Below are 13,307 nucleotides of genomic sequence, written 5' to 3'. Positions count from 1 at the left end.
GTGGGCTGTCGACAATAGCGCCATGTTTTACAGCTTCTTTTATAGAGAGAATTCACCATGGCTCTGGCCCACACACTTGGTTTTCCGCGCATCGGCGCTGACCGCGAACTGAAAAAAGCCCTCGAATCCTACTGGAAGGGCGACCTCGATCAGGACGCACTGAAAAGCGTCGGCCGCCAACTGCGCGCCACCCACTGGCAGTTGCAGAAAGACGCCGGCATCGACCTGCTGCCCGTCGGCGACTTCGCCTGGTACGACCAGGTCCTGACCCATTCCCTGACCTTCGGCGTGATCCCCGAGCGTTTCGACAGTGCCAAGGATGCGCGCGGCCTGCCGACCCTCGACACCCTGTTCGCCATGGCCCGTGGCGCCACGGCGGCCTGCTGTGGTGGTGAACACACCCAGGCCCAATATGCCCAGGAGCTGACCAAGTGGTTCGACACCAACTACCACTACCTGGTCCCGGAGTTTACGGCTGACCAATCATTCAAGCTGAGCTGGGAACAGCTGTTCGACGAGGTCGACGAAGCCAAGGCCCTCGGCCACAACGTCAAACCGGTGATCATCGGCCCGCTGACTTACCTGTGGCTGGGCAAGGCCAAAGGCAACGACTTCGACAAGCTCGACCTGCTGGAGCGCCTGCTGCCGATCTACGGTGAAATCCTCGGCCGCCTCGCCGCGCAAGGCGTGGAGTGGGTGCAGATCGACGAACCGATCCTGACCCTCGACCTGCCGCAAGCCTGGAAAAACGCCTTCGAACGCGCTTACCACATCCTTCAATACTCGCCGCTGAAAAAGCTCGTGGCGACCTACTTCAGTGGCCTGGAAGACAACCTCGGCCTGGCGGTCGGCCTGCCGGTGCAAGGCCTGCACATCGACGCGGTGCGGGCGCCGGATCAACTCGGTCAGGTGCTGGATCGTCTGCCGACCTACAAGATTCTCTCGGTGGGCCTGGTCAACGGCCGCAACGTCTGGCGCTGCGAGCTGGAGCAAGTCCTCGCGCAACTGCAACCGGCGCAAGAGCGCTTTGGCGACAACCTGTGGGTCAGCAGTTCCTGCTCGTTGCTGCACAGCCCGGTAGACCTGGAACGCGAAGACAAACTCGACCCGGAACTGAAAAGCTGGCTGGCCTTCGCCGTGCAAAAGTGCGGCGAAATCGCCGTGCTGCGCGATGCCCTGAACGACCCGCAATCGCCCAAGGTGCAAGCCGCCCTCACCGAAAGCCGTGCGATTCAGGTCAGCCGTACCGAGTCGCCGCGTATCCATAAAGCTCACGTGCAGGCGCGCATCAACGCCATCAGTGACAAGGACAGCCAACGCCACTCGCCGTTTGCCAAACGCATCGCGCAGCAACAGGCGCGCTTGAAACTCCCGCCATTCCCGACCACCACCATCGGCTCGTTCCCGCAGACCGGCTCGATCCGTCTGGCGCGTCAGGCGTTCAAGCAAGGCAAGCTCTCGGCCAACGATTACACCGACGCCATGCACAGCGAAATCCGCCACGCGGTACAAGTCCAGGAACGCCTCGGCCTGGACGTGCTGGTGCACGGTGAAGCCGAGCGCAACGACATGGTCGAGTACTTCGCCGAGCAACTGGACGGCTATCTGTTCACCCGTTTCGGCTGGGTGCAGAGCTACGGTTCGCGCTGCGTCAAACCGGCGATCATCTACGGCGACCTGAGCCGCCCGAGCGCCATGACCGTCGACTGGATCACTTATGCACAGAGCCTGACCGACAAGGTCATGAAAGGCATGCTCACAGGTCCCGTGACCATGCTGATGTGGTCGTTCCCGCGCGAAGACGTCTCGCGCAAAATCCAGGCGCAGCAGTTGGCGTTGGCCCTGCGTGACGAAGTGGTGGACTTGGAAAACGCCGGCATCAAGATCGTGCAGATTGACGAAGCCGCGTTCCGCGAAGGCTTGCCGCTGCGCCGGGCGCAATGGCAGGAATACCTGGACTGGGCAGTGGAAGCCTTCCGCTTGAGCGCCTCCGGGGTGCGGGATGAAACCCAGATCCACACCCACATGTGCTACAGCGAATTCAACGACGTGATCGAGTCCATCGCGGCGATGGATGCTGACGTGATCACCATCGAAACCTCGCGTTCGGACATGGAATTGCTGGAAGCCTTCGAAGCGTTCGACTACCCGAACGACATCGGCCCGGGCGTCTATGACATCCACTCGCCACGGGTGCCGGACACGGCCGAGATGGTCAAGTTGATGAGCAAAGCCGTGAAGCGCATTCCGGCCGAGCGGTTGTGGGTGAACCCGGATTGCGGGTTGAAGACCCGGGCGTGGCCGGAGACAGAGGCGGCGTTGGTGAACATGGTGGCGGCGGCGCGGCAGTTGCGTAACGTACTGGCGTAAATCTTCGGTTCATCAGGCTCACTCAAAAACAAAACCCGCTGAACCGAATGGGCAGCGGGTTTCTTATTGGGTCAACTCAGTTTGCCGTGACGACTGCACGTGTTCGTTCTGAAAACTATCCAATCTATTAGGAATAGATCTGACTTTTCGGAAAACCTGTCAGATATGACAGGTGGCGCGGCGCGGTTTATTGCGTTTAATAAAAAACAACTCGGGAGTCGTAGGGATATCGAAATGAGAGGGTTATGTTGGTTCGGCTGTAGGAAAGTCCATGCAGTCATCAAGCCCTCGTTGTGGGTGACAATAAGTTTTTTTCTTTTGTTGGGGTGCGCAGGGCAACCTTCTGATTTAACGCTGGGGCATGTTGAACGTTCCCGTGATCGACCTGGCGAGATCGTGGCTGAAAATCTGACTGCCCGATACAATGACAACCGTGCCAATTGTGGGACCCCGACCTCACCTGCTTTTCTTTGTACGGGCGTAATGTTCAGGATTACCCAAACCAGTGATAACTATGATCCGTGGGGACATAGCGATTTTTCAAGAACGACGGATGCCGTGTCATTTTCTTATTTGCGGCTAGACTCGAACTTTTCAAGCACACCTTGGGGGCGCGGTAATGGCTTCATATTTTTCCCTGTCCTTGCCACGCCAGCGGACAGGTTAAAGTTAGAAGTCAAATGTTATTACCCTTTGGATGGCGCGACTTTTTACAGGAATGCTGCAGGTAAATTTGGCTGTCGAGACAGTATTGTTACTTACCCGTATCCCGAGGCCAGTAAACCTTGTCGAGAACAAGGGATTGTCACCGCTGAACAATGGCTCGCACATTATCGGGCCCCGGCCGGAAGTGCCAGGCCTAATGCCTACTCCTGTTCGTTCATGGTGACATCAGACTTGAATGCCGAAGCCGTGACTGCATTCAACGAAGGTATACGATTACGAGCTGAGCTAATCAAACAACAAGCCTTTATTGAACACAATGAATTTAGAATTAAGGCTTGGCCAGAATCAGAGCCAAAAAAGCTTCCGATTGAGGCATTTTTCTATGTTAACGGTGGTGTTGAAAACGCAAAAATAGACCAGAAAAAATTCTTTGATAGAACCGGTGGACTTGTGGTGCCGATTATTCGCCTGACATTACCTGCGAGCTATACAGGCAAAGCCACGTTCGAGTATTTTTCCAGCGATCAGGCGGTGTTGCCTGAATTACCGGATCCGGATCCGGAGCCGGAAAAGCCTTCTGTGCCCATAGCCTATGACGCTGCGGGTGAGCATGTAAGAGTGAGTGATGTAAGTGATTTTTTTGGGCTGGATGTTGTAATTCCTCACTATCGAGGTATGGAGGGTACACATAGGGTTTTGCTTGAATGGCGTGGGAGGGACAGGTGGGCCTCCTTAATTTCGGTCGAAGACCCCCCAGGGGAAAGAATAGTGAGAGTTTCAAAGTTGAAGGTGTTGGATAATGTTGGGTCGTCTGTAGAAATATCTTACTCCGTGAATGCGCCTGAAGGACCTATCAAGGAATCTAAAAAACTGACACTTCATATAGATCCGTGAACGAGTCGCATGAAAGACAAAAACACCGTACTCCCTTACGATAAGGAATAGGCAAACGGTTATGTTTATGACTAATAGCAACGATAAGAGTGGTGAGCCTTTGGGCCAGGAGCGGCGACACCGCTGGAGCCCAGAGCAAACTGGCCATGGTTCGCGAAGCTCAACACGGTCTCTTTGAGGATTTGTGCTTCTATCGTCTTCTTTTCCACCCTCCGTCAACTCAGTTTGCCAAACGAATGCACGTTTTGGTTATGAACACTATCGAATCTATTAAGAATAGATCTGACTTTGCGGAAAAACCTGTCAGATATGACAGGTGGCGCGGCGCGGTTTATTGCGTTTAATAAAAAACAACTCGGGAGTCGTAGGGATATCGAAATGAGAGGGTTATGTTGTTTTGGTGGTAGGAAAGTCCACGCAGTCATCAAGCCATCGTTGTGGGTGACAATAAGTTTTTTTCTTTTGTTGGGGTGCGCAGGGCAACCTTCTGATTTAACGCTGGGGCATGTTGAACGTTCCCGTGATCGACCGGGCGAGATCGTGGCTGAAAATCTGACTGCCCGATACAATGACAACCGTGCCAATTGTGGGACCGCGACCTCACCTGCTTTTCTTTGTACGGGCGTAATGTTCAGGATTACCCAAACCAGTGATAACTATGATCCGTGGGGACATAGCGATTTTTCAAGAACGACGGATGCCGTGTCATTTTCTTATTTGCGGCTAGACTCGAACTTTTCAAGCACACCTTGGGGGCGCGGTAATGGCTTCATATTTTTCCCTGTCCTTGCCACGCCAGCGGACAGGTTAAAGTTAGAAGTCAAATGTTATTACCCTTTGGATGGCGCGACTTTTTACAGGAATGCTGCAGGTAAATTTGGCTGTCGAGACAGTATTGTTACTTACCCGTATCCCGAGGCCAGTAAACCTTGTCGAGAACAAGGGATTGTCACCGCTGAACAATGGCTCGCACATTATCGGGCCCCGGCCGGAAGTGCCAGGCCTAATGCCTACTCCTGTTCGTTCATGGTGACATCAGACTTGAATGCCGAAGCCGTGACTGCATTCAACGAAGGTATACGATTACGAGCTGAGCTAATCAAACAACAAGCCTTTATTGAACACAATGAATTTAGAATTAAGGCTTGGCCAGAATCAGAGCCAAAAAAGCTTCCGATTGAGGCATTTTTCTATGTTAACGGTGGTGTTGAAAACGCAAAAATAGACCAGAAAAAATTCTTTGATAGAACCGGTGGACTTGTGGTGCCGATTATTCGCCTGACATTACCTGCGAGCTATACAGGCAAAGCCACGTTCGAGTATTTTTCCAGTGATCAGGCGGTGTTGCCTGAATTACCGGATCCGGATCCAGAAAGGGAAAAGCCTTCTGTGCCGAAAACTTATGACGCCGCGGGTGAGCGTCTAAGGATCGTTGATATTTATAATGATAATGGTCTGGATGTTGTAATACCTCACTACCCAGGTATGGCAGGTGTTCATTCGCTGATGGTGCGTTGGAATGGCAGGGTCAGGTACAACAGCCCCATTATTGAGGTCGAAAATCCTCCCGGGGAAAGAATAGTGAGAATTCCAAAGTTAGAAGTGCTGGATAATATTGGGTTGCCCGTAGAAGTAAATTACACCGTGAAAGAGGCTCCTGGAGGACCATCCAAGGAATCTAAAAAGCTGACACTTTTTATAGAGCCTCAAGCGCTGATATTGCCGGCACCCACTATTTCCGGTAATACAGTCACGGTGAATTATGGTGGTGATAGTGGATATGAGGTCCGGGTTCGCTGGACGGGACGCGTCACCCGCGAGACGGAGGTGCAAGAGGTGAATTCAAACGTAGCCAATAGGTTCACCATTGCGCAAAGCTGGTTTGATGAAAACCGGGGCAGTACGGTCTTGATCAATTACTCGGTTATACGCACCTCTGGCATCACTAAATTGATGTTTTCACACGTTCTGAGGCTCGCGATTCCCTAGTTCATCGCCTCAAGGCTTTTACCCCGGGGGGCTCGGATACGACCGTTCAGCACTCTTCATCAAACTGTCACGTAACTGTGGCAGCGCGCTTGATCAAACTTCATCAGACTCGCGCTCTACTGGGGTTCTGCGTTTCGGTGTTTTTTCATGCGTGCACGATTTTTATCAACAGCGGCCTTCTTGGCCGCGTTGTTGTTTGGATTACCGTCTTTCGCGGCGTCTCGTTGCGATGTCAACGTTCCCACCCAACACGCCGATCTGGCGCAGGTGAGCCTGGCGTACCAGAGCATCGGCCGTGCGTCCGACCCGGCGTTGTTGCTGGTGATGGGGCTGGGCGGGCAGTTGATTCACTGGCCGGACGAGGTGGTGGTCGCGCTGTGTCAGCAGGGTTTTCGGGTAATTCGTTATGACAATCGCGACGTCGGCCTCTCGACCTGGCGGCAAGCGCCCGTCGACGCCAACCTGACCTTCGAAGTGCTGCGCTACAAACTCGGTTTGCCGGTGTCGGCGCCGTATACCCTGACCGACATGGCGGACGATGCCTTTGGCCTGATGGATGCGTTGAAGGTTGAGCAGTTCCACGTCTTGGGCGCGAGCATGGGCGGGATGATTGCCCAGCACATGGCGGCGATGGCGCCGCAGCGGGTCGAGAGCCTGACCCTGATCATGACCAGCTCCGGGGCCGAGGGCTTACCGGCGCCGAGTGCAGCGCTGGTGCAGTTGTTGTCGAGGCGTAGCGCGCCGAATCGCGAAGTGGCGCTGGAGCAACAGGCGGATTTGCTGGCGGCGCTCGGCAGTCCGTCAGTGAGTGATGATCGTCAGGCCTTGCTGCATCAAGCGGCGCTGTCCTATGACCGGGCGTTCAACCCGGAAGGCGTGAAGCGCCAGATCATGGCGATCCTCGCCGAGCGCAGTCGCGTGGCGTTGCTTAATCAGTTGCGCGTACCGACGCTGGTGGTCCACGGCACGGCCGATCCGCTGTTGCCGGTGATGCATGGTGTGCATTTGGCAGCGCATATCCGTGGCAGTCAGTTGAAGCTGATTCCGGGGTTGGCGCATCGATTCCAGGAAGCGTTCAAGGCGCCGTTGCTGGCGGCGGTGTTGCCGTATTTGCAGGCCCACCGCGAAGACACCTCGCATTGGGCGCAGATCGATCCGGTGCCCACCCCGAACCTCCTGTAACCCCCACATCCCGACTGCGGAACAAAACCTTGTGGCGAGGGAGCTTGCTCCCGCTGGGCTGCGAAGCGCCCCCAACCCTGCGCATGCGGTGTATCAGGAAAACCACATTGGCTGGTTTTACGACTGCTGCGCAGCCGAGCGGGACGGTGCGTCGTTCCGACAAGCTCCCTCGCCAAAAAAGCGCCTCACTCCAGTGGGGTTATGTCGATGGAACGAAGTTATCCAGCATCCGGTTCACCGCCAGTTCACCCAGCATGACCGACTGCTGAATGCCCAGCACGGTGTTGCGCTGTGGGCCTTCCAGCATCCCGGCGAAATCACTCAGCATCACGCTCGCCGACGCCAGGGATTCGCAGGCGTTGGCCAGCAGGGTTTCGTGATCGATGTCGGGGGCGATGGTGTAGATGGTGCTGGGGCGGCGTGGGGTGTCTTTGGGGATGACCGGTTTGAGGTAGTAATCGAGGGCGCGGTCGGCGGCTTGGTTGAGTTTTTTGGAGTCTGGGGTTTCGTAGGGGGAAACGTCGTCGGTTTCCGGTGGATTTGGTGTGATCTTGAACATTGGAGGGTACTCCTGATAGTGGAGCCGCAACCTGTCTCGCTACTAAACGGAAGGGTGGCGGCTGTACGCAAGTTAGTAGACCGGCCACCCACCAAAACCGGCGCGCCCGAGGGCGCCATGCGCACAGCCACCATCAAGTGCAGGCGAATGCCTGACTAGATGACACTTATGCGGTCGGTAGGAAAAGCCGGGCTACTAAACCCGATCACTGGAAATCAGTGACGGAACCAAGTTACCGACAGGCCTCCAGGCGCACAAGCCGGCGGATTCTGACGTGGTTGTAGGCGACGGCGCAAGGCGCTGTAGCTTTCAGGAAGTAACCTTAAACAGAACTAAACACACGTCCAAAAACACCGAAAATCCCCTGTGGGAGCGAGCCTGCTCGCGATGGCGGTGTATCAGTCAAGCGGATGGCGACTGACACGACGCCGTCGCGAGCAGGCTCGCTCCCACAGGGGGATGGGGAATGGCTGCCACCCCGGTCTTTCAGGTGTATCGTTCAAACTTTCCGGCGCGATTCAAGCCTGCGAGGTGAATGATGAGTACCCCTTTGAAAATCGATTTCGTCAGCGATGTGTCCTGCCCGTGGTGCGTGATCGGCCTGTATGGGCTGACCCGGGCGCTGGAAGTGTTGCGTGATGAGGTCCAGGCCGAGATCCGTTTCCAGCCGTTCGAACTGAACCCGAAAATGGGGCCGGAAGGGCAGAACATCACCCAGCACATCACCGAAAAATACGGCTCGACCCCTGAGCAATCCCAAAAGAACCGCGAGATGATCCGCGCCCGTGGCGCCGAGGTGGGGTTTGCGTTTCGCACCGATGGCAACAGTCGCATCTACAACACCTTTGATGCTCATCGGCTGCTGTTTTGGGCGGGGCTGGAAGGGTTGCAGTTCAATTTGAAAGAAGCGCTGTTCAAGGCGTATTTCACTGAGGGCGGCAATCCGTCCGATCACGGTCAGTTGGTGCAGATTGCTGAAAGCGTGGGGCTGAACCGGCAGCGGGCCGAGGCGATTCTGGCGTCCGATGAGTTTGCCAAAGAGGTGCTCGAAGAAGAGCAGTTGTGGCTGTCGCGCGGGGTGAGTTCGGTGCCGACGGTGGTGTTCAACGGGCAGTACGCGGTGACGGGCGGGCAGCCGGTCGAGACCTTTGTCGGGGCGATCCGGCAGATCATGAGTGAATCAAAAGGCGGGACCGTTAGCTAATTACCGGGAGTGCTTCTGTGGCGAGGGAGCTTGCTCCCGCTGGGCTGCGAAGCGGCCCCAATGGCAGCACCGTTTTAGCCACGCAGACCGCATTCTCTGGATTTACGACTGCTGCGCAGTCGAGCGGGAGCAAGCTCCCTCGCCACAGGGGGGAGCGGTTACCTGACGATTTTGTCGACGTGGATGCCCAGCTTCTTCAGCCGATACCAGAAGCTGCGTTCAGAGATCCCGATCAACTGCGCCGCCGCAGCCTGTACGCCATTGCTCTGCGCCAACGCCGCCAGAATGTAAGCCTTCTCAACCTCGGCCAACGCTGCTTCCAGATCCGCCGGTACGCTGCCTTCGGTGACCAACGCACCGCTGCCGCAGGAATTTGAGGCAAACAGATACGCCGGCAAATCCTCTTCTTCAATCACCGCCCCCGACGCCACAATCGTCGCCCGCTCCACGCAGTTCTGCAGCTCGCGAATATTTCCCGGCCACGAGTAATGGGCCATGGCCTGCAAGGCTTCCGCGCTGAACCCGGTAAAGCGCTTGCCCGCCGTGGCGCCCAGGGTGTGAGCAAAATGCCGGGCCAGCGGCGCGATGTCTTCCACCCGTTCGCGCAGGGCCGGCAAGGGAATCGGGAACACGTTGAGGCGGTAATACAGGTCTTCGCGAAACTCCTTGTTGGCCACCGCGTCCAGCAGGTTCTTGTTGGTCGCGGCAATCACCCGCACATCGACCTTGCGCTCGCGCGGATCGCCCACCGGCTCGATCACCCGTTCCTGCAAGGCCCGGAGGATTTTCGCCTGCAAGGCCAGCGGCATTTCGCCGATTTCATCGAGGAACAACGTGCCTTTGTCAGCCTGCATGAAGCGTCCGACGCGATCCGCCACGGCGCCGGTAAACGCGCCTTTGCGGTGGCCGAACATTTCGCTTTCCAGCAACCCTTCCGGGATTGCCGCACAGTTCACCGCCACAAACGGTTTGTCCGCGCGGTTGCCGTGTTTGTGGATCGCCCGGGCGACCATTTCTTTGCCGGTACCGCTCTCGCCGGTCAGCAGAATCGTCGCATTGCTTTCGCGCACGGAATCGATGGCGTGCAGCACCCGGCGAAAACTCGGGCTGTCGCCGATCAGGCTGTCGATCTGCTGATGCTCATCGAGTTCGGCGCGCATGCGCTGGTTGTCTTTGAGGATGTCGCGAAATTGCAGGGCCTTGCTGACGGTGATGTCCAGTTCGTCGATGTCGAATGGCTTGGCGATGTAGTCGAAGGCGCCGTTGCGCATCGACTGCACGGCGTTTTTCACCGTGCTGTAGGCGGTCATGACGATCACCGGCAGCTGCGGGAAACGGCTTTTGATTTCCGCCAGCAGTTGCGGGCCGTCCATGCCCGGCATGCGCCAGTCGCTGATCACCAGGTCGATGTCCTCGCACTCCAGCACCTTGAGCGCGTGTAGGCCATTGCCGGCGGTGAACACCTGGAGGCCGTTCTGGCCCAGGGCCGATGCCAGCAAGTCGCAGAGCTTGGGCTCGTCGTCGACCACCAGTACGTTATGTGTCATCGCTGCCCTCGTCGAAGTCTTCACCGTTGGCCGGAATGTACAGGCTGAAGGTGGTGCCGGCATCTTTTTCACTGACGCATTCGATGCGCCCGTCATGACTTTCCATGATCGAGAACACCTTCGCCAGCCCCAGGCCGGTGCCCGAAGCCTTGGTGGTGACGAACGGCGTGAAGATCCGTTCGAGCATGTCCGGTTCAATGCCCTGGCCGGTGTCGCTGATGCTGATCACGGTGTACGGCGATTCGCTGCTGATCGCCACGGTCAGCCGTCCACCGTCGGGCATGGCGTCGATGGCATTGACGATCAGGTTCAGGCCGGCCTGCTTGAGTTGCCGCGCGTCGGCGTGAAGGGTCGCACCGGGGGCTTGATCGTCGATTTGCACATCGATGGTGTGGCTGGCCAGTTCCGGGGCGCAGAAGCCGATCAGTTCATCCACCAGCGGCCGTGCCGCCTGGGTCGACCGCATCGGCGCGCTGGGTTTGGCGAAATCGAGGAAATCGGTGATCAGGTCGTTGATGCGGCTGACTTCACTGACCACGTATTCCAGGTGACGCTTGTCGGTGTCGGGCAAATCGGCGCGCCGGTGCAGCAGTTGCGTGGCGGTCTTGATGATGCCCAGCGGGTTGCGGATTTCATGGGCCAGGCCCATGGCGACTTCACCTAACGCGTGCAGACGGTCGCGGCGGCGCAGTTGCGATTCCAGGTGCTGCAACTCGCCGAGGCGTTCGCTCATGTGGTTGAAGGTGCTGCTCAATTCCGCCAGCTCGTCGCCACCGGTGACCGCCAGGCGTTGGCGGTAATCGCCGGCAATCACCGCTTGCACGCCTTTGGACAACCCGCGCAATGGCTTGGTCAGGCGTTGCGAGACAATCCAGCCGACCGCCAGGGACGCCGCCGAGCTGAGCAGGAAAATCAGGATGAACAGGTTGCTCTGGTTCACCAGCCCGACCAGGCTGGTGTGGCGCAGCAGGCCGCTGAAGATCACGCCTTGCAGCTCACCGCTTTCATTGAGGATCGGCCGGTAGATGCCGCTGTAACGATTGGTGAATTGTTCGATCGGCTGCTTGGTGTTGCGCAGGGTCTGTTCGATGTTTTCCGGAACCGCCGCCGGGTGATCTTCGAAGCGCTGGGTGGAGAAGATCTCCGAGAAGTCATCGGCCTTGGCCAGGTACAGCCGCAGGTCGAGGGAATGCACATCGGCGACGCTGGTGAGGAAACTGCTGTCCAGGTAGGTGGCGATAACCAGTTTGTAGTCGACGCCGTCCTGATCGGTCTCGAAGGTCGACACGACCGTGCCGGTGGGGATGCCGCCGACTTGCAGGGTCTGCAACAACGCCTTGGACTCGGTGCTGATCTGCTGGACGATGTCATCGGCGGCGGTGCTGAACACCACTTTGTGATCGCTGCTGCGAACGAGCGCCACCACGTCGATGCCCATGGAGTCGGCGATGTCGGTGGTCAGTTTGTCGTGCTTGCTCGACAACCGATCGGTGGGCGGGCGGGTGTAGCGCAGGAACAACTGCGCGGCCCGGGCGTTATCCCGGCGGATCTCAGTGATCTCGTCCTCGACGATCTGGGTCGATTCCTGCAGCCAGATCCGCACGTTGCTGTCGAAAATCTGCGACAGGGTGGTGGCCGCCAGTTCCGCGGCGATCATGGTCGGAATCACGCTGACCAGCCAGAACGCCAGCACCAGTTTGCGCTGCAGGCTCCAGCCGGAGAGGGCGAAAGGTCGGGCGGTGGCGGGGCGTTTTTTGATCATGAGGTTTCGCTTATTGCAGCAGCCATGGCAGGGTCGGAACGGTCCGGTCGAATGAACATTTTCACCCGTCGCAACAGACCGTCGAGCACTCGGTTGCGATGGCGGAAAAACACGGTGTTGCCGGTGAACGAGCAACCCAGGCGCAGCTTACTGGCATAGCCGGCCTGCCCGCACGCGTAGATCGGGATGCCGTGTTCAATACAGTAGTCGACATTGGCCAGCCAGCTGCGCACGTACAGGTTGTGCTCGCGGGTTCGGGTCAGGTCATGGGCGAAGAATTTGTCGACCAGGCGTTGCTCGTCCAGCAGCACCAGGTTGAACGCTACCAGCTCATCGCCGACCCAGTACAGCACGCACGCGGCGCGTTCATCGAGGTGTTCGAGGACTTGTCGAAAGTAGTCCGGCGGCAGGCGTTCGAAGGTCAGGTCGCTGCGTGAAAGGGTGGCTTCGTACAACGCCATCATTTGCGGCAGCAGGTCTTCAACAGAACGCCGCCATTCGATGCGCGGACCGTGCCCGCGTAACGTGCGGCGCAGGTCTTTGCGGGTGGATTTGCCGAGCGTGCCGAGGTACGCGTCCACCGAGCCGAAACGGATCGGCAGTTCGGCGCTGGGTAGGCCAGGCATGCTTTGCAGACCGGCCGCCTGGCACGCCTGCAACCACTGCGGATCGCGGTGAGATGCATCCTTGACCGCCAGCAGACCGATTCCGGCCTGGTCGGCATCGCTGCGCGCCAGGGTCAACAATTGCTCAAGCAAGGCTGGACGCCGGGTGGGGTCGATCTGGCGTGAGGTCCCTGCATGGCACTGCTCGGCCACCGGCGAACCGAGGGCGTACAGGCGCACGTCGAACAGTCCCGGCCACCAGCGGCGCAACTGTTCGGTGACGCGTTTACCCGGTCCCTGAACCGTGGTGTCCAGCGAATACGCGGTGGTGAACGCCACCGCAGCCGCGACCAACACCTCGTCTTCGTACAGCGCCAGATAACGCCACTGGAAATCCGCAATGCCCGCCTGTTCGACAGCCCGGTAATAATCCCAGTCCTCCAGTTCGCCGGGGAAACAGTCATTCCAGGCACTGCGGTCGATGGCTTCGATGGTTGAAAAGGCAAGGGCAGTGATCACTTCAGTTCCT

9 protein-coding genes are annotated in these 13,307 nt (G+C 57.8%); 5 read left to right on the top strand and 4 right to left on the bottom strand.

Annotation, left to right across the window (positions count from 1 at the left end; genetic code table 11):
- Window positions 1-57: 57 nt before the first annotated feature.
- The 4 genes from metE to ACA075_RS24225 all read left to right on the top strand — a co-directional run bounded on the left by metE (window position 58) and on the right by ACA075_RS24225 (window position 7,101).
- Window positions 58-2,370: a 5-methyltetrahydropteroyltriglutamate--homocysteine S-methyltransferase gene (gene metE, locus ACA075_RS24240; RefSeq protein ID WP_497295817.1), complete on the top strand. Its 2,313-nt coding sequence runs from the start codon at window positions 58-60 to the stop codon at window positions 2,368-2,370.
- Between the two features lie 99 nt (window positions 2,371-2,469).
- Entirely contained in the window at window positions 2,470-3,930 is a 1,461-nt protein-coding gene (locus tag ACA075_RS24235; RefSeq protein ID WP_497295815.1) for a hypothetical protein, read from the top strand.
- 288 nt (window positions 3,931-4,218) lie between these two features.
- Window positions 4,219-5,919 carry a hypothetical protein gene (locus ACA075_RS24230; protein ID WP_497295813.1) on the top strand — a complete coding sequence of 567 codons (1,701 nt, stop codon included), beginning with the start codon at window positions 4,219-4,221 and terminating at the stop codon, window positions 5,917-5,919.
- A gap of 147 nt (window positions 5,920-6,066) precedes the next feature.
- Window positions 6,067-7,101: an alpha/beta fold hydrolase gene (locus ACA075_RS24225; RefSeq protein ID WP_497295812.1), complete on the top strand. Its 1,035-nt coding sequence runs from the start codon at window positions 6,067-6,069 to the stop codon at window positions 7,099-7,101.
- A 199-nt stretch (window positions 7,102-7,300) separates the two neighbouring features.
- Here the strand turns inward: ACA075_RS24225 and ACA075_RS24220 are convergent, their stop codons facing one another.
- Window positions 7,301-7,660, bottom strand: coding sequence for a DUF6124 family protein (locus ACA075_RS24220; RefSeq protein ID WP_497295810.1), 360 nt, complete (start codon window positions 7,658-7,660; stop codon window positions 7,301-7,303).
- A 538-nt stretch (window positions 7,661-8,198) separates the two neighbouring features.
- Here ACA075_RS24220 and ACA075_RS24215 point away from each other — a divergent pair.
- Window positions 8,199-8,864, top strand: coding sequence for a DsbA family oxidoreductase (locus ACA075_RS24215; protein ID WP_497299324.1), 666 nt, complete (start codon window positions 8,199-8,201; stop codon window positions 8,862-8,864).
- A gap of 158 nt (window positions 8,865-9,022) precedes the next feature.
- Here the strand turns inward: ACA075_RS24215 and ACA075_RS24210 are convergent, their stop codons facing one another.
- From ACA075_RS24210 to ACA075_RS24200, 3 genes are read right to left on the bottom strand one after another with little or no spacing between them, the layout of a single operon-like run.
- Entirely contained in the window at window positions 9,023-10,411 is a 1,389-nt protein-coding gene (locus ACA075_RS24210) for a sigma-54-dependent transcriptional regulator (protein WP_497295808.1), read from the bottom strand.
- Window positions 10,401-12,173 (bottom strand): sensor histidine kinase, encoded by a 1,773-nt coding sequence (locus ACA075_RS24205; protein ID WP_497295806.1) that lies wholly within the window; start codon window positions 12,171-12,173, stop codon window positions 10,401-10,403. Before ACA075_RS24205 ends, ACA075_RS24210 begins: the two co-directional genes overlap by 11 nt.
- Window positions 12,170-13,297: a GNAT family N-acetyltransferase gene (locus ACA075_RS24200; RefSeq protein ID WP_497295804.1), complete on the bottom strand. Its 1,128-nt coding sequence runs from the start codon at window positions 13,295-13,297 to the stop codon at window positions 12,170-12,172. Before ACA075_RS24200 ends, ACA075_RS24205 begins: the two co-directional genes overlap by 4 nt.
- Between the last annotated feature and the right edge of the window lie 10 nt (window positions 13,298-13,307).

It is taken from the genome of Pseudomonas sp. LBUM1663 (assembly GCF_059695905.1).
The sequence above is the reverse complement of the archived record's forward strand: the minus strand, read 5'-3'. Positions and strand labels throughout refer to the sequence as shown.